This is a genomic window from Anaeromyxobacter sp. SG17 (assembly GCF_022690695.1).
Taxonomy (GTDB): Bacteria; Myxococcota; Myxococcia; order Myxococcales; family Anaeromyxobacteraceae; genus Anaeromyxobacter; species Anaeromyxobacter soli.
Window position 1 is genome coordinate 14,289 of record NZ_JALCYX010000030.1, and the last position, 20,809, is coordinate 35,097.

Here is a 20,809-nt window from a genome sequence, read left to right on the forward strand (position 1 = left end):
CGCACCCGCGGGATGCTCCGCCCGAAGCGCCCACCCCCGTTACGCTCCCCGCGTGAGGCCGTCTCCCCGCGCCCTCGTCCCGGTCCTCCTCTGCGCCGCCCTGGCCGCGGGGTGCCGGTCGCACGAGGGGGACGCCCGCGGGGCGCAGCGCCTCGTCCTGCGCTACCAGCCGCTCGGCCCCGACCCGGCTCCGTTCCGCGCGCTCGTCGCGGCCTTCGAGCGCGAGAGCGGCGTGGAGGTCGAGCTGCAGGCCCTCCCCAACGCGGCCGATCTGGCCCACCAGCTCCTCGTCACCTCGCTCGGCGCGGGCGGCGAGGACGTGGACGTGCTCGTCCTCGACGTGGTCTGGGTGGCCGAGCTCGCGCGGGCCGGGTGGCTCGCCGATCTCTCCGACGCGTTCCCGCCCGCGCGCGTGCGGGAGGAGTTCCTCGCCGGTCCTGCGGGCGCCGTCGTCCAGGGCGGCCGGACGTACGCGGTGCCGTGGTACGTGGACGTGGGGCTCCTCTACTACCGCACCGACCTCGTCCCGGAGCCGCCCCGCACCTACGCCGCCCTCGCGGCCGCGATCCGCGCCGCGCAGGCGGAGGCGCCCGGGATCGCGGGCTACCTGTGGCAGGGACGGCAGTACGAGGGGCTCTCCTGCAACTTCTTCGAGGCGCTGTGGGGGTACGGCGGCACGGCGCTCGACGGCGAGCGGCTGCGGCTCGACTCGCCCGCCGCGCGCGAGGCGCTGGATCACCTGCGCGGGCTCGTCGCGGACGGGCTCTCCCCGAGGTCGGTGGTGACCGCCGCGGAGGAGGACGCGCGGCGGGCCTTCCAGGAGGGCCGCGCCGTGTTCATGCGCAACTGGCCCTACGCGTGGCCGCTCCTGCAGGATCCCGCCTCGCCGGTCCGCGGACGGGTCGGGGTCGCGTCCCTCCCGGGCGCGGAGGGGCCCGCCCCCGGCGCCCTCGGGGGCTGGCAGCTCGGGATCTCCTCGCGCGCGCCGGCGGCGCGCCGCGCCGCGGCGGCCCGGCTCGTCGCGCACCTCACCTCGCCCGACGCGAACGCCGTCCTCGCCATCGCCTACGGCCGGAACCCCGCGCGGCGCGCCTCGTACGAGGATCCGCGCATCCGCGCGGCGGCGCCGTTCATCGCCGCGCTGCTCCCGCGCGTCGAGGCCGCGCGCGCGCGCCCGGTCACGCCCTACTACATGCTCGCCGGCGACGCGCTGCAGGGGGAGCTCTCCGCGGCGGTCTCGGGGTTGCGCTCGCCCGCGGAGGCGCTCGCCCGCGCGCAGGCGCAGGCGGACGCCATCGCCGGGGTGGCGCGGTGAGCGCGCGCGGGGAGCGGCGCGTGGGCGCGGCGCTCGTGGCGCCCGCGGGGGCGGCGCTCGCGCTCGTCGCGCTCGGGCCGCTCCTCGCCACGGCCTGGCTCTCCCTCCGGCACCGCGTCCCGGTGCTCGGCGAGGACCACTTCGTCGGGCTCTCGAACTACCGCGCGCTCGCGCACGACGCGCGCTTCCTCGGCGCGCTCGCCAACACCGCGTACTTCACCGCGGTCGCGGTCGGCCTCGAGCTCCTGCTCGCGCTTCCGCTGGCGCTCGCGCTCCACCACGCGGGGCGGGGCCGCGGCGCGCTCCGCGCGGCGGTGCTCGTCCCGTGGATCCTCCCCACGGTCGTCGCGGCGAAGCTCTGGGCGCTCCTCCTCCAGCCGGACCTGGGGCTCCTCGCCAGGCTCTGGCCCGACGGCGCGGGGGCGGTGCTCACGCGGCCGCGCCTCGCGCTGCACGCCGCGATCTTCGTTGACGTCTGGAAGACGACCCCCTTCGTCGCGCTCCTCCTGCTCGCCGGCCTCCAGGCGATCCCGGAGGATCTCGCCCGCGCGGCGCGGGTGGACGGCGCGTCCGCGCTCCGCGTCTTCCGCTCGATCACGCTGCCGCTCCTGCGCCCCGCGCTCCTGCTCGCCCTGCTGTTCCGCAGCCTCGACGCCTTCCGCGTGTTCGACGTCGTCTTCGTCCTCACCGAGGGCGGGCCCGGCCACACGACCGAGCCGCTCTCGCTCTACGCGTACCGGACGCTCCTCCGCGCGGGCAGCTTCGGGCTCGGCGCGGCGATCTCGCTCGTCACGTTCCTGGGCGTGGTGGCGATCGGCCTCGCGTGGCTCTCCGCCCTCGGCGAGCGGAGCCCGGGGGAGGCGCCGCCATGAGCCCGCGCTCCGCGTGGACGATCGCCCTCCCCTACCTCGCGTTCTTCCTCCTGCCGCTCGGCTGGCTCGCGCTCACCTCCTTCTGGCCCGACGCGGAGCTCGCGCGGCCGCTCCCCTCGCACCTCACCCTCGAGAACCACGCCGCCGCGCTCTCCGGCGGCGGCCTCGCGCGCGCGGTCCTGAACTCGCTCCTCGTGAGCGGCGCCACCGCGGCGCTCGCCCTCGCGCTCGCCGCCCCGGCGGCGTTCGCCGTCGCGCGGCTCGGCGTGCGCGGCGGCCGGGCGCTCCTGGGCGGCGCGCTCGCCATCTCCATGTTCCCGCCCATCGCCACGGCGGCGCCGCTCTACACCGCGCTCCGGGCGGCGCGGCTCCTCGACACGCTCCCCGGGCTCGTCGCCCCGTACACGAGCTTCTCCGTGCCCCTCGCGCTGTGGCTCCTCACGGGGACCTTCCGCGCCCTGCCAGTCGAGCTCTACCGCGCCGCGCGCGTGGACGGGTGCACGCCGCTCGGCGCGTTCCGGCGGGTGCTCCTCCCGCTCGCCGCGCCAGGGCTCGCCACGGCGGGGCTCCTCGTCTTCGTGTTCGCCTGGAACGAGCTCCTCTACGCCGTGACGTTCCTCACCTCCCCCTCGCGCCGCACCGTGCCGGTCGCGCTCGCGCTCTTCGGCGGGGAGTTCCGCGATCCCTTCGTCGTCCTCGCGGCGGCGTCCACGCTCGCCACGGCGCCGGTCGTGGCCATCGCGGTCCTGTTCCAGCGGCGGGTGGTGGCGGGGCTCACGGCCGGCGCGGTGAAGGGGTGAGCGTGGCCGCGCGCCTCGAGCTCGAGTCGCTCGCGAAGTCCTACGGCGCCGTCCCGGCGCTGCGCGGCGTGAGCCTCTCCGTGGGGGACGGGGAGCTCGTCGCGGTGGTCGGTCCCTCGGGCTGCGGAAAGTCCACCCTCCTGTCGCTCGTCGCCGGCCTGGAGGCGCCGGACGCCGGCGTCGTCCGGATCGACGGGCGCGTGGTCAACGACCTCTCCCCGCGCGAGCGCGACGTCGCGATGGTCTTCCAGAGCTACGCGCTCTACCCGCACATGACGGTGCGCCGGAACCTCGCCTTCCCGCTCGCGGTGGCCGGCCGCCCGCGCCGCGAGATCGCGGCGCGCGTGGAGGAGGTCGCGGCGCTGCTCGGCCTCGCGCCGCTGCTCGACCGCCGCCCCGGCGCGCTCTCCGGCGGGCAGCGGCAGCGCGTCGCGCTCGGCCGGGCGCTCGTCCGCCGCCCGAAGGTCTTCCTGCTCGACGAGCCGCTCTCGAACCTCGACGCCGCCCTGCGCCTCGGCGTCCGCGCCGAGCTGAAGAAGCTGCACGAGCGGCTCGGCGCGACGTTCGTGTACGTCACGCACGACCAGGCCGAGGCGATGACGCTCGCCGACCGCATCGCGGTGCTCCGAGACGGCGCGCTCGAGCAGCTCGGGACGCCGCGCGAGATCTACGGCGCGCCCGCGACGGCCTTCGTGGCGCGCTTCGTCGGGACGCCGCCCGTGAACCTCGTCGCGCCGGAGGTGCTCGGGCTCCCGGCCGGCCCGGCCGACGTGGCGCTCCGGCCCGAGGACCTGCGGGTCTCTCGAGACGCCGCGGCGGGCGGCCTCGAGGCGCAGGTCTGGCTCGTCGAGCCGATGGGCTCCGAGACGTGGGTGACGGTGGAGCGCGCCGGCGCGCGGCTCGTCGCGCGCTGCGACGCCGGGTTCGAGGCCGCCCCCGGCGCGCCGGTGCGGCTCGCGTTCGACCCGCGGCGGGTGCACCGGTTCGACCGGGCGACCGGACGGCGCGTGGAGACCGGGTGACGGGGCGCACGGAGCACTAGAACGCGATCTTCGAGAGCCCGTACGAGACGAACGTCGAGACCGACACGCCGATGAGGCCCGGCATCATGAAGCTGTGGTTGAGCAGGTACTTCCCGATGCGCGTGGTCCCGGTCCGGTCCATGTTCATGGCGGCGATGTCGCTCGGGTAGAACGCGAAGAAGAAGTACGCGTAGCTCGCGGGCAGCAGGCCGAGCATCAGCGTCGCCGGCAGCTTCAGCGCCATGCCGAACGGGATCATCACCGTGAGCGTCGCGGCCTGGCTCTTCACGAACGCGGACACGCAGAACATCGCGAGCGCGAAGGTCCACGGCGCGAACTGGACCATGTCGCCGATCTTCGAGACGAGGAGCGACTTGTTCGCCGAGACGAACGTGTCGCTCATCCACGCGATGCCGAAGATCGACACGACGGCGACCATGCCCGCGGTGAACACGGAGGACTTCGCGATGTCCGCTGCCTTCACGTTCGTCGCGAACAGGATGATCGCGCCGAAGGCGAGCATGACGACCTGCACGATCGTCGTCATGGGGACGGGCTTTCCGCCCACGAGCGGGACGATCTGCGGCAGCGCGAGCCCGGCGCTCGCGGCGGTGTCGCGCAGCGCGAGCAGCACGATGAACAGCACGCCGCCGAAGAAGAGCGCGACCGAGAGCTTCGCGGTCCTGGGCAGCTCCTTCCCGAGCGTCGTCACGGAGACGTCGAGGGACTCCCTGAACGCGGGGCTGTCGAGCTTCGCGAGGAACTCCGGGTCCTGGTAGAGGTCCTTCCCGCGGTTGAGACTCCAGAGCGACGCAGCGATCACCCCGACGATGCCGGCCGGGATGGTGATCTTGAGGATGTCGTAGATGGTGACCGGCGTGCCCATCTTCGCCGAGTAGCCGAGGAACGTGGTCACCGCCGCCGCGACGGGGCTCGCGGTGATGCCCATCTGGGCGGCGACGCTGGAGACGGCCATGGGGCGCTCGGGCCGGGTCTTCGTGCGCACCGCCACGTCGGAGATGACGGGCAGGAGCGCGTAGACGGCGTGCCCGGTCCCGACGCACATGGTGAGAACGAACGTGCAGAGCGGCGCGAGCAGGGTCACGTACTTCGGGTGGGCGCGCAGGAGCCGCTCGGCCATCTGGACGAGGTAGTCCAGGCCGCCCGCGACCTGCAGCGTCGCCGACGCGGTCACGACGGCGAGGATGATGAGCATCACCGCGACGGGCGGCTCGGAAGGCGCCGCCCGGAACAGGAACACGAGCACGGCCACGCCGAGGCCGCCGATCATCCCGAGCGCGACGCCACCCTTGCGGATGCCGAGCAGGATGGCGCCGAGCACGAGCGCGAACTGGATCCAGAAGATCGTCATGGGGTCTCCCTCGGGCCGGCTCTCGCGCCGGCCCGAGGGAAGCGAGAGCACGCGCGGTGCCGGACGGCCGCCGCGCGCAACCGCCCGAAACGCCGGGGCTTCTTCGCCGGCGGGTTCGTGAATGGTCATGCGCCCGCTCATGCCTGCGGCGCCGACGGCCCAGAGACGTTCCGTGATCTCGCCCGGTTGCGCGCGCGATGCGCGGGCGCACGACCATACGCCGGCGCATGCCCATTCGCGGGGCGCTATCCGCCTCGTGCTGCCTTGAGGCGCCTCGACAGCGCGGATTGAGTGATGCCGAGGAGGCGCGCAGCGATCGTCTGGTTGCCTCCGCTGCGGGAGACGGCCTCCCGCACGAGCAGGTCGACGGCGTCGTGGATGGTCGGCAGCGGGTCGACGCCTGCGAACGGATGCTCCCCCTGCGCCGCGACGCGCGCAGGCGCCGGGCCGCCGCCGCGCTCCATCGCCCGGAGGAACGTCTCCATGGACAGGATTCGCCCGGGGTGAAGGCTGACCGCGTCGTAGGTCATCGCCTTCAGCTCCCGGATGTTGCCCGGGAAGGCGTAGGTGGAGAGCAGGATCGGGAGCTCGCGCGGCGCGGTGGGCTTCTTGAGTCCGAGCTCGCGCGCGGATTCCGCGAGGAAGTGCTCGAGCAGCAGGGGCACGTCGCCCTTGCGCTCGCGAAGCGGCGGGATCCGGACCTGGTGCGTGGCGAGCCGGTAGTACAGGTCGCGGCGGAAGGCGCCGGAGTCCTGCTTCGCCGCGAGGTCGTGGTGCGTCGCGACGATCAGGCGCGCCCGGAGGCGCTTGGGGCGATCGCTGCCCAGCGGGAAGTACTCGCCCTCCTGCACCAGCCGGAGCAGCTTCACCTGCGAGGCGACGGCGAGGTCGCCGATCTCGTCGAGGAAGAGCGTCCCATCCGCCGCGGCCTCGATCATCCCCGGCCGCGCCTGGTCCGCGCCGGTGAACGCGCCGCGGGCGTGCCCGAAGAGGGTGTCGGCGAAGATGGCGTCGTCGAGCCCTGCGGCGTTCACCGCCACCATGGGACCGGGTCGACCGGAGAGCGCGTGCGCGGCGCGCGCGACGAGCTCCTTGCCCACGCCGCTCTCGCCCTGCACGAGCAGCGGTCGCGGGCTCCGCGCCACGGCCTCGACGTAGGCGAACACCGCGTGCATGGCGCGGTCTCTGGTCACGATGGCCTCGAACGCCTCGGGGTGCTTCGGCCCGCCGGAGAGGACCCGGCTCGCCATCTCGCGGTTCTCGCCCTCCAGCTCCAGCATCCGCACCGCGCGCAGGACCCCGCCGACGAGTCGATCCTCCTCCTCCGTCTTCACGAAGTACTCGAACGCGCCGGCCTTCACGCACCGCACCGCCGTCTCGACCTGGTTCATCCCGCTGATCACGATGACCATCACCTCCGGGTGATCGGCGGCGATGCGCGCGAGCAGATCCTCGCCCGAGACGTGCGGCATGTTGAGGTCGAGCAGGACGAGGCCGAACGGCCGCGCGGCGAGCAGGCCCGGCACCTCGCGCGCGTCCTGGCACGTCTCGACGTGATCGATGCCCGCGCGGCCGAGCGCGACGCGGAGCGAGCGGAGCCAGGCCGGCTCGTCGTCCACCGCGAGGATGGGAAAGGACGGATAGGTGCCGGTGGTCATGCGGCGCGCTCCTCGGGGACGACGGGCAAGGTGACCACCACGGCCGTCCCCCCGCCGGGAGGCGACCGGAACTCCAGCGCGCCCCCGTGCTCCTTCACGATGGCGGCGGACACCGAGAGCCCGAGCCCGGTCCCGCCCTGCTCGCGCTTGGTGGTGAAGAAGGGGTCGGTGAGGCGGGAGCGGTGCTCGGGCGGGATCCCCACCCCCTCGTCCTGGACCGTGACGCGCGCCACGCCCGCGGCGCGGTCGTGCTCCGTGTTCACGCGGATGGCGCGGTCGGGGGCGGGCAACGCTTCGCAGGCGTTCAGGACGAGGTTCACCACCACCTGCTCGATCCGCTGGGCGTTGCCGCGCACGCGCGGGAGCGGATCGGCGAGCGTCAGCTCGAAGCGGCGGGTGGCCTTCCGGATCCGAGCGTCGAGGAGCCGCACCGCGGCGCGCACGATCGCGTTGAGGTCCACCGGCTCGAGGCGGGGCGCGTCCTCGCGTCGCGCGAAGTCTTTCAGGTCCTCCACGATCCGCTTGATGCGCCGCGCCCCCTCGAGCATCTCGTCGAGCATGCCCGGCAGCTCCTCGCGCATCTGCGAGTAGCGGAGCCCCGCCAGCATGAAGTCGCCCTCCTCCTGGAAGCGCCGCTCGAAGAGCTCGAGCGCGTCGAGGTAGACGTCCTTCAGCACGGGCATGTTGAGCAGGATGTAGCCGTTCGGGTTGTTCACCTCGTGCGCGACGCCGGAGACGAGCACGCCGAGCGCCGCCATCTTGTCGGCCTGGACGAGCTGGGCCTGGTTGTCGCGCAGGAGCTCCATGGCGCGCTCGCGCTCGCCGATCTCGCGCGCGAGCGACGCGGTCCGGGCTGCGACCTCGCGCTGCAGCGAGCGCGACCACAGCACCGTGCCGCCGAGCACCAGGAGCAGCGGCACGAAGACGACCGCGCCGTACTTCACGAACGTCCACCAGGTGACGCCCGGCTCGAGCACGCCCAGCCACCGCTCCCGGATCTGATCGTAGCGGCCGGTCTGCTTCAGGATGGCGAGCCCCTCCTCGATGCGGGCGAGGAGCGCCGCGTCGTCCTTCCGGACCGCGTAGCCGTAGCGGTGCGCGGCGACGTTCCGAGCGACCGGGACGACGTTGGTGAGCCGGAGCTGCCGCGTGATGTACGTCCCGGGCAGCGCGGCCACCACCGCGTACTCCCCCTGGCCCGAGGCGAGCAGCCGGAGCGCGTCGGCGGGGGTGTCGGTGCGGAGCAAGGTGTCGCCGAGCCCGAGCGCGGTGAGGTGCTCGTCCATGATGCCCGCGCGGTGGACGGCGACGGCGTGGCCGCGCAGCTCCTCGAGCGACCCCACCGGAGGAGTCCCCTTGCGCGCGAAGATGGCGTGGTTCACGAGGGTGTGCGGCGGGGAGAGCGCGAGCCGCCGCGCCCGCTCCTCCGACCACGACATCCCCTGCAGCGCGTCGATGCGACCTTCGTCGAGCGCCTGTCGCATCTCCGACCAGCCGCCGAGCCGGACCTCGACCCGGAGCCCCATCACCTCGGCGATGGCGCGGGTCAGGTCGACGTTGTACCCGGCGGGATTCCCGTGCTCGTCGATGAACTCGTAAGGCGGGTAGTCGCGGTCGCCGCCGAAGACGAGGACCGGCGCGGGCGCCGCGTCGGCGAGCGCCGCGCCCGCGAGGGTCACGAGGACCGCGCCGGCGATGCAGCGGAAGAGGCGAGCCGTCATTCGTGTCGATTATCGCGCAGTCGTCGCCACGCCGGTCGCGCCGTCTGACGGGCTGCGAGACCCGGGGGACGGTGGAGCGCGCCGCTCGGCGGCTCGGCCGAGCGGACGGGGAGGGCCGCCCTTCCGGGGCTTCCGCCTGCGCCCGCGCGCAGGCGGCGTCCACATCGTTGTACGAAGGCGCGAACTCCGACCCGCGAGGTGACCGATGGCCCAGAAGCTCCCCGAGAACTTCCTCCGCTTCAAGAGCTCGCACCCCGACGTCTACGCCGCGTTCGAGGAGCTGGGCCGGCGACTCCACGAGAGCGGGCCGCTCTCGGAGCGCGAGCGCCGCCTCGTGAAGCTCGGGATCGCGGTGGGCCTCGGCACGGAGGGCGGCGTCCACTCCGCCGTCCGGTTCGCGACCGCGGGCGGCTGCTCGCGCGAGGACCTCGCCCACGTGGTCCGGCTCGCCATCACCACCATCGGCTGGCCCCGGGCGCTCGCCGCGATGAGCTGGGTGGAGGACAAGGTCGAGGAAGAGTAGAAGCAGCGCACCCCCCGCCAGCGCCGGCTGGTCGGCGCGAGCGGGGGGCGCGCCTGCGGCGCCCGGCGCTCCGTCAATACACGTCGGTGCCGGTCGCGAGCGCCGCCTCGAGCGGCGGCGAGGGCCGGCGCTCCTCCTCCTCGACGGTGCGGCCCCGGGCGCCCTCGCGCTGCAGCTCGGCGGCGCGCCCGTGCCGGGCGAGCATGTAGTAGAGGACCGGGACCGCGTAGCGCGAGAGCAGGGTCGCCGCGACCGCGCCGGCCATGAGCGCCACCGCGAGCCCCTGGAAGATGGGGTCCGCGAGCATCACCGCGCTGCCGACGATCACGGCGAGCGCCGTGAGCGCCATGGGGCGGAAGCGGACGAGCACCGCCTCCTCCACCGCCGCCGCGAGCGGCATCCCCTCGCGCAGCTTCAGCTCCGCGAAGTCCACGAGGATGATGCTGTTCCGCACGACGATCCCCGCCCCGGCGATGAAGCCGATCATGCTCGTCGCCGTGAAGAAGGTCCCGCCGAGCGCGTGCGCCGGCAGGATCCCGACGAGCGACAGCGGGATCGGCACGAGGATCACGATCGGCATCGTGAAGCTCTGGAACCAGCCGACCATGAGCACGTAGATGAGCAGCATCACCGCCGCGAAGGCGAGGCCGAGGTCGCGGAAGACCTCGAGCGTGATGTGCCACTCCCCGTCCCACTTGATCGCGGGCGACTCGGTGTTGGCCGGGTGGGCGAGGCCGTAGCGCGCGACCGGCTCGCCGCGATCGCCGCGGAGGCCTTCGAGCTTCTCGTCGAGGGCGAGGAGCGCGTAGAGCGGGCTCTCGATCTCTCCGGCCAGGTCGGCCGTGACGTAGGAGACCGGCATCAGGTTCTTGTGCTGGATCTCGGGCGCCTCGCGGGTCCGCTCGACGCGGACGAGCTCGGAGAGCGGCACCTGACCGCGCGCGCCCGGGACGGTGAGCGCGAGGAGGGTGTCGAGCCGGGAGCGCTGCGCCGGCGCGAGCTGGAGGACGAGCGGCACCTGCGCCGCGCCGCGCTCGACGTGGAACGCGCCGAGCGGCGCCCCGTAGCCCGCCGCCGCGAGCGTCTGCACGACGTGCGCGGGCGCGACCCCGTGGAGCGCCGCCTTCTCCCGATCCACCGCCACGACGAGCTTGGGGGCCGTGGGGTTGAGCGTCGAGTCCACGTCCACCACGCCGGGCACCGCGCGGAACGCCTCGCGCACCTCGCCGGCGATCCGGTCGCGGGTCGCCGCGCTCGGGCCGTAGACCTCGGCCACCATGGTGGCGAGCACCGGCGGACCGGGCGGGATCTCGACCACCTTCACGCGCGCGTCGCGCGACCTCGCGAGGGCCTCGATCTCGGGCCGCACCCGCACCGCGATGGCGTGGCTCGAGGCGTCGCGCTCACCCTTCGGCACGAGGTTCACCTGCAGGTCCACCTGCTCCGGCGCCTCGCGCATGAAGCTGTGCCGCACCATGCCGACGAAGGTGAACGGCGCGGCGACGCCCGAGTGGAGCTGCACGCTCTCGACCTCCCGCTCGGCGAGGAGCCGGCGGGCGACCCGCTGGCCGAGGGCGAGGGACTCCTCGCGGGCGGCGCCCGCGGGGAGATCGAGCTGGACCTGGAACTCCCGCTTGTTGTCGAACGGGAGCATCTTCACCTTCACCGCGCCGGTGAAGAGCAGCGCCGTCGCCGCGAGGAGCAGCACGGCGACCGCGGCGAGGAAGCCGACGCGGACCCTCCCGGTCCCGAGCAGCCACCGCACGACGCGGCGATCGGCGCGCGCGAGCCGCCCCTCGGGCGCGGTCTCCGGGTTGGCCGAGGGCAGGTCGCGCTCGGGCTCGGGCGCGTCCCGCGCCGGATCCGAGGGGTGGAGGCCGCTCGCGTCGGTGTCCGGGAGGTGCGCCTCCTTGCGGAAGATCTTCATCGCCGCCCAGGGGCTCACGACGAAGGCGATGACGAGCGAGAAGACCATCGCCACGCTCGCGCCCACCGGGATGGGCCGCATGTAGGGGCCCATGAGCCCGCGGACCATCGCCATCGGCAGGATGGCCGCGATCACCGCCACCGTGGCGAGGATGGTGGGGTTCCCGACCTCGTCCACCGCGTCGAGCACGGTCTGCGCGAAGCTCCGGCGCGGGCCGGGCAGGTACATGTGGCGGTGGATGTTCTCGACCACCACGATGGCGTCGTCGACCAGGATGCCGATCGAGAAGATGAGCGCGAACAGCGTGACGCGGTTCAGCGTGTAGCCGTTCAGGTAGGTGAGGAGCAGCGTCAGGGCGAGCGTCACCGGGACCGCGACCGCCACGACGAGCGCCGAGCGCCAGCCCATGGCGAGGAGGATGAGGGCGATGACCGAGAGCGTCGCGATGAGGAGGTGCTCGATGAGCTCGTTCGACTTCTCCCCCGCCGTCTCGCCGTAGTTCCGGGTGACCGTCGCGTCGACGGCGGCGGGGATGAGCCCGCCGCGCAGCGCGTCCACCTTGGCGACCACCCGCTCCGCGAGCTCGGTCGCGTTCGTCCCGGGCCGCTTCGCCACCACCACCGTCGCGGCCTGCTCGAAGCCGGGCCGCTCCTTGGACGCGGTGAGCACCACGGCGGGCTCGGGCTCGGGGCCGTCCGTCACGCGGGCCACGTCCTCGACGTAGAGCGGCCGTCCGTCGCGCACCGCGACCACGACGCGCCGGAGCTCCTCCGCCGACCGCGCGAACCCGCGCGCCTCGATCTCGACGCGGGCGCCGCCGTCGACGAGCGCTCCGGCGGGGAGCTGCGCCTGGGCGGACTGGAGCGCCTGGTGCAGCTCGCCGATGGAGACGGACAGCGTGCGCAGCCTCGCCGGATCCGGCTCGATGCGCACCACGCGCCGCGCGCCGCCCTCCACGCGCACCTGCGCGGTGCGCTCGACGTCGGAGAGCTCCCGGGCGACCTGCTCGGCGAGCTTGCGCAGCTCGCCCGCCGGGAGCGCCTCCTGGGCGTGCAGCGTCACGGTGAGGAACGGGACGTCGTCGATGGTGAGCGCCCGGACGACGGGCGGCATCGTGCCCTGCGGGAGCAGCTCCGGGTGCGCCCCGAGCTCCTGGTGGACCTTCACGAGGCTCGGCTCGAGCGGCTCGTTCACCTTGAACCGCACGGTGATGAACCCGGCGTTCGGCCGGCTCGTGCTGTAGAGGTACTCCACGCCGGGGATGCCCCACAGCCGGCGCTCGAGCGGCGTGACGACCTGGCTCTCCACCTCGGAGGGCGTGGCGCCCGGGAAGGGCACCATGACGTCGACCATCGGGACGATGATCTGCGGCTCCTCCTCGCGCGGCGTGAGCGACACGGCGAGCACGCCGAGCAGGATCGACGCGAAGACGATCACCGGCGTGAGCTTCGAGCGCAGGAACGGGCGCGCCAGGCGCCCGGCGAGACCGTAGCCCTGCTCCTTCACGGCTGCACCTCCACCGGCTCCCCGTCGCGCAGCGCGCCCGGGGCGTCGATCACGGTCTCCCCGGGCCGGAGCCCGGCGCGGACCGAGAAGCCGTCGCCGGTCGCCTCGCCGAGCGAGAGCCAGCGCAGCTCGGCCTTGCCGCCCGCGGCCACGAACACGCCGGTGAGATCGCCGCGCTCGACGAGGGCGCTCCGCGGCACCCACGCCCCGTGCGCGCCCTCCGCCGCGCCCGGGACCTCGAGGCGCGCGAACGCGCCCGAGCGGAGCTCGCCGGTGACGCTCCGCACGCGCGCGCGAACGCCGCGCCGGTGCGAGACCGGGTCGCCGCCGGGCGTGAGGGCGGTGATCTCCGCCTGCCCCTTCGCGTCCCCCGAGACGAACGGGAGCGCTCGCCCGAGCGCGAGCCCGGCCGCCTCCGACTCCGTGAGGCTCGCCTGGAGCTCGAGCGTGTCGCCCTCGAGCTCGAGGAGCGGCTGGCCGGGGCCGACCATGTCGCCCGCCGAGACGCGGCGCGCCTGGATGGTGCCGGCGAACGGCGCGCGGATCTGGGCGTACTCCAGGTTGGCGCGCGCGGACGAGAGCGCCGCCTGGGCCTGGGCGCGCTGGGAGACGGCCATCTCGAGCTCGGAGGGCGTCGCCGCGCGCTCCGCGGCGAGGGCGCGGATGCGCTTCTCGTGGGCGGCGGCCGCCGCGTGGCCGCTCTCGGCCGCGGCGAGCGCCCCGCGCAGGTCGGAGGCGGAGAGGGACACGAGGAGCTGCCCCTGCTTCACACGCTGGCCCTCCTCGACGTGCAGCGCCGAGACGTGCGCGGCGATCCGCGTCGAGAGGGTCGCGCGCCGGGCCGCGATCACGTTCGCCGGGACGAGGTGGCCGCCCGTGGGCGTCGTCTCGCCGCGGACGGGCCGGACGCGCCGCGGGGAGGCGGCCTCGGCGGCGGGCGAGGCGGAGACGAGCGCGGGCGCGAGCAGCGCCAGCGCGGCGAGTGCGGCGATCTTCATGGCGTGATCCCTTCGATGGGCAGGTTGAGCGCGAGCGCGAGCTGGGCGCGCGCGACGCGCGCCTCGAGCCGGCTCGCGAGGAGCAGGGCGCGAGCGCCGGCGAGGCCGGCCTCCGCGTCGAGGACGTCGGTGAGCGGGAGGAGTCCCTGGCGATGCCGCGCGGCGCGGAGGTTCCGCGCCGACTCGGACGCCGCGACGGCCTCCTCGCCGGAGCGGATCCGGGCGTCGGCGGTCTCGATCGCCCGGCGCGCCTCCCCGACCTCGCGGGCCGCCTGCCGCTCGCGCCAGACGAGGGCCTCGTCCGCGGCGCGGGCCCGCGCCTGCGCCGCCCGCGCCCCCTGGGCGTCCGCGAGCGACAGGTCCCAGCGCAGCATGAGGCCGAGCGTCGTCCAGCTGCCCCCGCGCGAGAGGTCGCTCCCCTCGCGCATCGTCTCGGCGCTGGCCTGCGCGAACAGCGACGGGAGCAGGCTCCCGCGCGCGACGGAGACGCCCGCGTCCGCGGCGTCGCGCTGGAGCCGCGCCGCGACGAGGTCCGGTCGCTCCGGCGGCGGCGGCGCGTCGGCCGCGGCGGGCAGCGGCGGCAGGGCCGCGACGGGGGTCGCGAGCTCGGCCGTCCCGACCGCGTCGCCGGCCACGAGCGCGAGCCCGGAGCGGGCGGAGGCGCGACGCTGGAGCGCGGCGGCGCGCTCGGCCTCCGCCTGGGCGCGGAACGCGGAGGCGCGGGCGAGGTCCGCGTCGAGCGCGAGCCCCTGCGCGTTCCGCTGGCGCACGAAGCGCTCGGTCTCCTTCGCCTGCGCGAGGAGGTCCTCGGCGTAGCGGACGCCCTCCTCCGCGACCTGCGCGCCGAAGTAGGCCTCCACGACGGCGGCGGCGGTCTCGAGGCGGCGGCGCTCGTGGCTCGCCGCCTCGGCGCCGGCCATGGCGCCGGCGGCGCGCGAGCCCGCCGCCACGCGGCCCCCGGTGAAGACCGGGAGGTTGAGGGCGGCGCTCGCCCCCCAGCCCCCCACCGCGTCGGGGTGGTTGAGCCGCGCGGGATCGAAGTCCGCCTGGCCGATGCGAGCCTGGTCGAGCTTCAGCCCGAAGGCCATCATCGGCTCGTCGGTGCGGACGCCGCGGCCGGAGAGCGAGAGCGTCGGGAGGTGTCCGGCGCGGGCGCGCGCCGCCTCCGCGCGCGCGGCCTCCACCTGGGCGGACGAGGCCTTGAGGCCGGCGTTCTCCTGCCAGGCGGCGCGGATCGCCTCCTGGATGGTGACGGGCGATGCCCCGGCGGCGCCGGCGGGGAGCGCCGCGAGCGCGGCGAGCGCCGCGAGGGCGAGCCCCTTCCACGTGAGCGGATGTCTTTTCACAGGCGATGCGAGCCGTCATCGCGTGAAAAGTTTCGGCAGCGAGCTCGTCTTCTTGCCGATGGGGCGTCGGCGAACCGCTTCGACCGGCGACGGCTCTAGGCGAGGCTAGGCCTCCTCGCCCGCGCGCATCCACGTCTTGAGTGTCGCAACCCGCTTGCGCCAGGTGCGGCTCGTGCGGACGTCCAGGAAGGCGCCGGTGAGCGCGTCCACGATCGCGGAGAGCCGCTCGGCGAGCTCGAGCCGCTCGAGCAGCCGATCGTCCTCCTCCTCGGTGAGGAGCTCGGGCAGCTTCGCGGCGCGCACGTCCAGGAACTCGGCGTCGAGCGTCGCCTCGTACACCCGCTCCGCGTGCTCGAGCCGCACGCGCGCCTGGTGCACGAGCAGGCCGGCGTCGAGCGCGCGGCGAACCTGGGCCGAGTACGGCGCGAGCGCGCCCCGCGCCACGAGCTCGGTCACGTCGCCCGCGATGCCGCGGAGCGTGAGCCGGCCGACGAAGACGACCGTCACCCCCGCCCCGTCGAGCTCGATCACGGGCTCCGTCGACTCCGAGCGCCACAGGAGCCACGTCAGCAGCTCGCGCCCGAGGTACGTGCGGCCGCGCAGGAGCTGCTCGCGCGCCTTGTCCTTCTCGACCTCGGCCTCGTCGCGGCGCTCCTCCTCGGTGGGGAGCCCGTCCACGCCCGCGGCGCCGCGCTGGAAGGCCGCGTCGGTCCGCGCCTGCTCACGCCTCGACATCGCTCACCTCCCGCCGCGACGACTCGAGGCCCACGAGCTCCGGCGTCGGCGCGAGCGCGGCGTCCGGGGTCCCTGCCCTGGCGGCGAGCGCGGCCGGGGTGAGCGGCGCGAGCTTCACCTCGAGGGCGGTCTCGAGCGCGGCCACGACCTCGTCCACCGCCTTGCGGGAGGCGGCCCAGATCTGCACCTGGCCGGCCTTCAGGTTCAGGCTGACGTCGTGGACGTGCGAGCTGGGGGTCGCGCGCTGGCGGAGCAGGTGGCGCACCGCCTCCTTGCGCTCGGCCTTCTCGCGCTTCGCCGGCGGGCGGCCGTGCTCCTTCTCGAACGCCACGCGCCAGCGCTCCAGCTCGACGCGCAGCGCCGCGGCCGGCACCTTGAGCGTGTCGACGCGGAAGGCGAAGAGCGCGTACTCGCCCTGGATGATCGAGGCGAAGGAGGTCGCGTCCTGATCCTCCAGCTCCACGAAGCCTGCGGCGCGCTCCTCGTCGCCCTTGGCGGGATCGAGCGGCTCGAAGGCGCCCGAGGCGAGCCCCTTCGCGAGCCAGCGCCGGGTGTCTGAGGGAGGCTTCTTGCCCGGCTCCCACCGGAACCGGGCGAACGTGACGGCACCACCGAGGACGGGCATGGGCCGCGCAACATGAGCGAGTCCCGGCCCGCCGTCAAGGCAGGCGGGCCCTCGGCCTCTACCGCTCGCCCTCGCGGTACGCCCGCAGCTTCCGCCAGAGCGTGTTCCGGCCGATGCCGAGCGCGCGCGCCGCCTCGACCTGAGAGCCGCCGCACGCCTCGAGGACCCGCAGCACGTGCTCGCGCTCGACCTCGGCGAGCGTGCGCGCCGGCGACTCCGCGCGGGCGGCGGGGCGCAGGAGCTCCTCGGGCAGGTGCTCGGGCCGGATCTCGCCGCCGCGGGCGAGCACCGCCGCGTGGCGCATCACGTTCTGGAGCTCGCGGACGTTGCCAGGCCACGCGTAGGCGAGGAGCAGCCGCTCGGCGTCCGGCGCGAGGCCCGCGGGAGGGCGCCGCTCCGCCGAGAGGAACTGGCGCGCGAGGGGGAGGACGTCCTCGCGCCGCTCGCGCAGGGGGGGCAGCCGGAGCACGAGCACCTTGAGGCGGTAGTAGAGATCCTCGCGGAAGCGGCCCTCCGCCACGCGCTGGGGGAGGTCGCGGTGCGTCGCGCAGACGATCCGGACGTCCACCCCGAACGCGCGCGTGTCGCCCACGCGCCGGATCTCGCCGTCCTCGAGCGCCCGCAGGAGCTTGGCCTGGAGGACGAGCGGCATCTCGGCGATCTCGTCGAGGAAGAGCGTCCCACCGTCGGCCGCCTCGAAGAGCCCCTCCTTCTCGGCGGTCGCGCCGGTGAACGCGCCGCGCACGTGCCCGAACAGCTCCGACTCGAGCAGCTCCGCCGGAAGGGCCGCCACGTTCACCGGCACGAACGGCCGGGCGCCGCGCGGGCTCGCGGCGTGGAGGGCGCGCGCGACGACCTCCTTCCCGGTGCCGCTCTCGCCGAGCACCACCACCGGCGCGTCGGAGTCCGCGAAGTCGTGGGCGCGACGGAGGGCCGCCTGCATGGCGGGACCCTCGGCGACGAGGTGGGCCGTGCGCGCGATGCGCGGGACGACGGTGTCGAGCCCGCAGACCTCGCAGGCGTCGTGCACGTGGAGCGGCGGCAGGGAGCGTTCCATGGTGTTCCAATCCGGTGCTTAACGGCGCCCGCGACGCCCCACAACCGCGCGATCGGCGAGCGTTCCCGCGCGGCACGCCGCGTGCTCCTCGGGAGCCCCGAAAGGAAACACGACCGAAATGCCCCACCTCGACCGCAGCGCCACCGTCGCCCAGATCGTCGCCGACCACGCCGTCGCCGCCCGCGTCTTCCAGAAGCACCAGATCGACTTCTGCTGCCACGGGAACGTCACCCTCCCGGAGGCCTGCGCGGGCCGGGAGCTCGACCCCGACGCGGTGTTCGCGGAGCTCGAGGCAGCCCTCCCGGCGAGCGGCGAGGCCTCGCTCGAGGCGGACCCCCGCTCGCTCCCGGTCCCCGCGCTCGTGGCTCACATCGTCTCGCACCACCACGCCTACCTGAGGCGGGCGATCCCGTTCATCGCCCCCCTCGCGGACAAGGTCGCCCGCGTCCACGGGCCGAGGAACGAGAAGCTCGAGGAGCTTCGCCTCACCTTCGCGGAGCTGGCGGACGCCCTCGAGCCGCACCTCGACGACGAGGAGCAGGTGCTCTTCCCGGCGCTCATGTCGCGCAGCCCGGACCCGGCGCTCGTCCGCCGCGAGCTCGAGCGCATGTACGAGGAGCACGTCGCGGTCGGGACGCTGCTCGCGCGGATGCGGGCGCTCGCCGACGGGTACGCGACGCCGGAGTGGGCCTGCTCCTCCTATCGGGTCCTCATGAGCGAGCTCGAGGCGCTCGAGGGCGACGTGCTCCGCCACGTCCACCTCGAGAACCACGTCCTCATGCCGCGGTTCGTCGCGGCGCGGGGAGCCCGGTGCTGAGCACGTCGCCCCCGGCGGTCACCGCTCCGCTCCGCGCGCAGCGCGCCCGCCTGCGCGAGACCCTGGCGGCGATAGACCATCGCGTCGGCGCGCTCGCCGGCCTGGAGGTGGACGCCGCCGTCGCCGAGATGCGCGCCGTCGTGAGCGCGCTCGACGCGTGCCTCAGGCCGCACCTCGCCTGGGAGGAGCGCACCCTGCACCCCGTCGTGGACAAGTACGCCTGCGAGGGCCCCGCCGCGTTCAGCGCGTCGATGCGCTACGAGCACGACATCATCCACCGCTGGAGCGCGGAGCTCGCGCGGCGGGCGGGTGGCGACCCGCGCGCCTTCGTCCGGCACGCGGATCGCCTGCTCGGGGTCGTGCTCGCGCACTTCGAGCTCGAGGAGCACGTCCTCTTCCCGATCCTCGATCGCACGCTCGGCGGCGACGCGTACCGCGCGCAGATCGGCGACCCGCCGGAGGGCTCAGGCCGAGGCGGGAGCCGCTGACGCCTGGGCGGGCTGCGCGACCGAGAGGATGCGGAGCCGCGCGACGCGCCCGTCCGGCAGTGGCCAGGCGATGTCGTCGCCGACGGCGAGCCCGAGCAGGGCCGCGCCGATGGGCGCGAGCACCGAGATGCGGCCCGAGGAGGCGTCGGCGTCCCGCGGGTAGACGAGCACGACCTCGCGACGCACCCCCGTCGCCTCGTCCACGAACGCGACGCGCGCGTCGAGCGTGACGACGTCGGGCGGCGCGACCTCCACCGGGATCGCGCGGTCGAGCTCGGCGTCGAGCTGCTCGGCGGCGGCGGCGTCGCGGCTCGCGAGGTGCTGGTCGACGAGCGCGCGCAGGCGGTCGAGATCGGCGCGGAGGACGTGGATGGGCTTGCGGACGGGCGCGGACATGACGGCTCCTTCGGAGGTCGCCCGCGCGGCCAGCGCGGGGGCGACGGGGGGTGGCTTGGATCCGGCGCGTGACGCGCCGGTCGGGGGACGCTGCCGGGGTGGCGCCTCGCCCTCGCTACAGCGGGGAGCGCGAGGCGCGGGCGAGGAGGCAGGCCGTCTCGCGAGCGCGCGCCGAGCCCGGCGCGCGCGGGGCCACCTGCCGCCGCGGCTGCGGGTGCGCGGAAGGGCGCGGGCGATGGCAGGCGATGGACGACATGCACCCGCTCGTCTAGCGGCGGGCGGGCGGCGCGTCAAGGCGCGGAGGCTCGCCGCTCCATCGGGTCGCGGGCCTCGCGGTCACGATGCGTGCGTCGGCCCGCTCCGCGTCGTATTCATGGCTCGGAACGCTCTGCGCCGCGCCCGCGTGGGCGCCCGCGCAGGAGCCGCCCGGCAACGGAGGGGAACCGATGGAGTACCGCAAGCTCGGCAACAGCGACCTCGTCGTGTCGGAGATCTCGCTCGGCTCGTGGCTCACCTACGGCGGCGGCGTGGCGCGCGCGGAGGCGGAGGGCTGCGTCCGCGCCGCCTTCGAGGCGGGCATCAACTTCATCGACACCGCCAACGTCTACTCCGGCGGGCGGGCGGAGGAGCTCCTCGGGGAGGTGCTCCGGGGCGTGCCGCGCGACTCCTACGTCCTCGCGACGAAGCTCTACTTTCCCATGTCCGAGACGGACCGCGGCCTGTCCGCCGCGCAGATCCGCAAGCAGCTCGACGCCTCGCTCCGGCGCCTCCGCCTCGACCACGTCGACCTGTACCAGTGCCACCGCTACGACCCGGAGACCCCGCTCGAGGAGACGATGGCGGCGCTCACCGAGGCGGTGCGGCAGGGCAAGACCCGCTACCTGGGGTTCTCGGAGTGGAGCGCGGACCAGGTCCGCGCGGCGCTGGCGCTCCCCGGCGAGCGCTTCGTGTCGAGCCAGCCGCAGTACTCGATCCTCTGGCGCGAGCCGGAGGCGGAGATCTTCCCGCTGTGCGCGGCGAACGGGATCGGCCAGATCGTCTGGTCCCCGCTCGCGCAGGGGATCCTCACCGGGAAGTACGCGCCCGGCGCCGCCGTCCCCCCCGGCTCGCGCGCGGCGAGCGCGACGATGGGCACCTTCATCCAGCGGCGGCTCGACGACCGCGTCCTGGAGGGCGTGCAGCGGCTCCGGCCGATCGCGGCCGAGCTCGGGATCACGCTCTCCCAGCTCGCGCTCGCGTGGGTGCTCCGACGTCGGGAGGTCTCGTCCGCGATCATCGGCGCCTCGCGGCCCGAGCAGGTGACGGAGAACGCGAGGGCGTCCGGCGTGAAGCTCGCGCCCGAGGTGCTGCGGCGCATCGACGAGGCGTTCTCCGGCTAGGTCCGAGCTTCGCGACGCGTGAACCTCGCGCGGCCGTCCGGCCTGCGCGCTCGAGACGTTCGGTGTAAATCACCCAGCGTGAATCCACGTCCCCGGAGCGGCCCGCCGCGGCGCCGCGGCGTGACGCGCGCGTCGGCCCGTTCTCGTGCGGATCCGGACGCTCCCGGCGTTCACTAAAGGTTGCTGGGCGATATCACCCACGCGGATTTGCCTCTCAGCAACCACGCGGCGACCCGGCACTCTTCCCTTACG

At 74.8% G+C, this 20,809-nt stretch carries 18 protein-coding genes; 8 read left to right on the plus strand and 10 right to left on the minus strand.

The genetic code is table 11. The features are described 5' to 3' along the window. Positions 1 to 52: 52 nt before the first annotated feature. Genes MNY60_RS12830 through MNY60_RS12845 form a run of 4 tightly spaced genes read left to right on the plus strand, consistent with a single transcriptional unit; the run spans position 53 to position 4,009 of the window. On the plus strand, positions 53 to 1,315 hold the full coding sequence (locus MNY60_RS12830; protein ID WP_242339712.1) for an ABC transporter substrate-binding protein: 1,263 nt from the start codon (positions 53 to 55) through the stop codon (positions 1,313 to 1,315). Further along, positions 1,312 to 2,187 carry a carbohydrate ABC transporter permease gene (locus MNY60_RS12835; RefSeq protein ID WP_242339714.1) on the plus strand — a complete coding sequence of 292 codons (876 nt, stop codon included), beginning with the start codon at positions 1,312 to 1,314 and terminating at the stop codon, positions 2,185 to 2,187. Before MNY60_RS12830 ends, MNY60_RS12835 begins: the two co-directional genes overlap by 4 nt. Continuing rightward, positions 2,184 to 2,987 (plus strand): carbohydrate ABC transporter permease, encoded by an 804-nt coding sequence (locus MNY60_RS12840; RefSeq protein WP_242339717.1) that lies wholly within the window; start codon positions 2,184 to 2,186, stop codon positions 2,985 to 2,987. The genes MNY60_RS12835 and MNY60_RS12840 overlap by 4 nt, the downstream gene beginning before the upstream one ends. Beyond that, on the plus strand, positions 2,984 to 4,009 hold the full coding sequence (locus MNY60_RS12845; protein ID WP_242339719.1) for an ABC transporter ATP-binding protein: 1,026 nt from the start codon (positions 2,984 to 2,986) through the stop codon (positions 4,007 to 4,009). The genes MNY60_RS12840 and MNY60_RS12845 overlap by 4 nt, the downstream gene beginning before the upstream one ends. Before the next feature lie 16 nt (positions 4,010 to 4,025). On the opposite strand, the gene MNY60_RS12850 is transcribed toward MNY60_RS12845, so the two are convergent. The 3 genes from MNY60_RS12850 to MNY60_RS12860 form a co-directional block, all read right to left on the minus strand. Further along, positions 4,026 to 5,381, minus strand: a complete 1,356-nt coding sequence (locus tag MNY60_RS12850; RefSeq protein WP_242339721.1) for an anaerobic C4-dicarboxylate transporter — start codon at positions 5,379 to 5,381, stop codon at positions 4,026 to 4,028. 245 nt (positions 5,382 to 5,626) lie between these two features. Then, positions 5,627 to 7,039 (minus strand): sigma-54 dependent transcriptional regulator, encoded by a 1,413-nt coding sequence (locus tag MNY60_RS12855; RefSeq protein WP_242339723.1) that lies wholly within the window; start codon positions 7,037 to 7,039, stop codon positions 5,627 to 5,629. Then, positions 7,036 to 8,760, minus strand: coding sequence for a transporter substrate-binding domain-containing protein (locus tag MNY60_RS12860; RefSeq protein ID WP_242339725.1), 1,725 nt, complete (start codon positions 8,758 to 8,760; stop codon positions 7,036 to 7,038). The genes MNY60_RS12855 and MNY60_RS12860 overlap by 4 nt, the downstream gene beginning before the upstream one ends. Positions 8,761 to 8,965: 205 nt before the next feature. Between MNY60_RS12860 and MNY60_RS12865 the strand changes: the two genes are divergently transcribed. Next, complete coding sequence (locus MNY60_RS12865) at positions 8,966 to 9,283, plus strand: carboxymuconolactone decarboxylase family protein (RefSeq protein ID WP_242339727.1); 318 nt, start codon at positions 8,966 to 8,968, stop codon at positions 9,281 to 9,283. Between the two features lie 73 nt (positions 9,284 to 9,356). Here MNY60_RS12865 and MNY60_RS12870 read toward each other — a convergent pair whose 3' ends face one another. From MNY60_RS12870 to MNY60_RS12895, 6 genes are all read right to left on the minus strand, one after another. Further along, the gene (locus MNY60_RS12870) at positions 9,357 to 12,716 is read right to left on the minus strand and encodes an efflux RND transporter permease subunit (protein ID WP_242339729.1); all 3,360 of its coding nucleotides are present in this window, start codon (positions 12,714 to 12,716) and stop codon (positions 9,357 to 9,359) included. After that, complete coding sequence (locus tag MNY60_RS12875) at positions 12,713 to 13,714, minus strand: efflux RND transporter periplasmic adaptor subunit (protein ID WP_242339731.1); 1,002 nt, start codon at positions 13,712 to 13,714, stop codon at positions 12,713 to 12,715. The genes MNY60_RS12870 and MNY60_RS12875 overlap by 4 nt, the downstream gene beginning before the upstream one ends. Further along, entirely contained in the window at positions 13,711 to 15,060 is a 1,350-nt protein-coding gene (locus MNY60_RS24295; protein WP_242360730.1) for a TolC family protein, read from the minus strand. Before MNY60_RS24295 ends, MNY60_RS12875 begins: the two co-directional genes overlap by 4 nt. Positions 15,061 to 15,165: 105 nt before the next feature. Continuing rightward, positions 15,166 to 15,795 carry a hypothetical protein gene (locus MNY60_RS12885; protein WP_242340235.1) on the minus strand — a complete coding sequence of 210 codons (630 nt, stop codon included), beginning with the start codon at positions 15,793 to 15,795 and terminating at the stop codon, positions 15,166 to 15,168. Beyond that, positions 15,782 to 16,420: a recombination-associated protein RdgC gene (gene rdgC / locus MNY60_RS12890; RefSeq protein WP_242340236.1), complete on the minus strand. Its 639-nt coding sequence runs from the start codon at positions 16,418 to 16,420 to the stop codon at positions 15,782 to 15,784. Before rdgC ends, MNY60_RS12885 begins: the two co-directional genes overlap by 14 nt. Before the next feature lie 58 nt (positions 16,421 to 16,478). After that, positions 16,479 to 17,477, minus strand: coding sequence for a sigma-54-dependent Fis family transcriptional regulator (locus tag MNY60_RS12895; RefSeq protein ID WP_242340237.1), 999 nt, complete (start codon positions 17,475 to 17,477; stop codon positions 16,479 to 16,481). Between the two features lie 118 nt (positions 17,478 to 17,595). Between MNY60_RS12895 and ric the strand changes: the two genes are divergently transcribed. Both ric and MNY60_RS12905 read left to right on the plus strand, forming a co-directional pair. Next, on the plus strand, positions 17,596 to 18,294 hold the full coding sequence (gene ric / locus MNY60_RS12900) for an iron-sulfur cluster repair di-iron protein (RefSeq protein ID WP_242340238.1): 699 nt from the start codon (positions 17,596 to 17,598) through the stop codon (positions 18,292 to 18,294). Next, positions 18,288 to 18,782: a hemerythrin domain-containing protein gene (locus tag MNY60_RS12905; RefSeq protein ID WP_242340239.1), complete on the plus strand. Its 495-nt coding sequence runs from the start codon at positions 18,288 to 18,290 to the stop codon at positions 18,780 to 18,782. The genes ric and MNY60_RS12905 overlap by 7 nt, the downstream gene beginning before the upstream one ends. Here MNY60_RS12905 and rnk read toward each other — a convergent pair. Continuing rightward, on the minus strand, positions 18,759 to 19,178 hold the full coding sequence (gene rnk, locus MNY60_RS12910; protein ID WP_242340240.1) for a nucleoside diphosphate kinase regulator: 420 nt from the start codon (positions 19,176 to 19,178) through the stop codon (positions 18,759 to 18,761). The two genes, MNY60_RS12905 and rnk, sit on opposite strands and share 24 nt — an antisense overlap. 446 nt (positions 19,179 to 19,624) lie before the next feature. Between rnk and MNY60_RS12915 the strand changes: the two genes are divergently transcribed. Continuing rightward, positions 19,625 to 20,557 (plus strand): aldo/keto reductase family protein, encoded by a 933-nt coding sequence (locus MNY60_RS12915; RefSeq protein WP_242360732.1) that lies wholly within the window; start codon positions 19,625 to 19,627, stop codon positions 20,555 to 20,557. Positions 20,558 to 20,809: the final 252 nt, after the last annotated feature.

Excerpts from the sequence above, each read along its gene's own strand:
- MNY60_RS12840 (WP_242339717.1), top strand. The coding sequence starts at position 2,184 with ATGAGCCCGCGCTCCGCGTGGACGATCGCCCTCCCCTACCTCGCGTTC.
- MNY60_RS12850 (WP_242339721.1), bottom strand. The coding sequence starts at position 5,381 with ATGACGATCTTCTGGATCCAGTTCGCGCTCGTGCTCGGCGCCATCCTG.
- MNY60_RS12855 (WP_242339723.1), bottom strand. The coding sequence starts at position 7,039 with ATGACCACCGGCACCTATCCGTCCTTTCCCATCCTCGCGGTGGACGAC.
- MNY60_RS12860 (WP_242339725.1), bottom strand. The coding sequence starts at position 8,760 with ATGACGGCTCGCCTCTTCCGCTGCATCGCCGGCGCGGTCCTCGTGACC.
- MNY60_RS12865 (WP_242339727.1), top strand. The coding sequence starts at position 8,966 with ATGGCCCAGAAGCTCCCCGAGAACTTCCTCCGCTTCAAGAGCTCGCAC.
- MNY60_RS12875 (WP_242339731.1), bottom strand. The coding sequence starts at position 13,714 with ATGAAGATCGCCGCACTCGCCGCGCTGGCGCTGCTCGCGCCCGCGCTC.
- MNY60_RS12885 (WP_242340235.1), bottom strand. The coding sequence starts at position 15,795 with ATGTCGAGGCGTGAGCAGGCGCGGACCGACGCGGCCTTCCAGCGCGGC.
- rdgC (WP_242340236.1), bottom strand. The coding sequence starts at position 16,420 with ATGCCCGTCCTCGGTGGTGCCGTCACGTTCGCCCGGTTCCGGTGGGAG.
- MNY60_RS12895 (WP_242340237.1), bottom strand. The coding sequence starts at position 17,477 with ATGGAACGCTCCCTGCCGCCGCTCCACGTGCACGACGCCTGCGAGGTC.
- ric (WP_242340238.1), top strand. The coding sequence starts at position 17,596 with ATGCCCCACCTCGACCGCAGCGCCACCGTCGCCCAGATCGTCGCCGAC.
- rnk (WP_242340240.1), bottom strand. The coding sequence starts at position 19,178 with ATGTCCGCGCCCGTCCGCAAGCCCATCCACGTCCTCCGCGCCGATCTC.
- MNY60_RS12915 (WP_242360732.1), top strand. The coding sequence starts at position 19,625 with ATGGAGTACCGCAAGCTCGGCAACAGCGACCTCGTCGTGTCGGAGATC.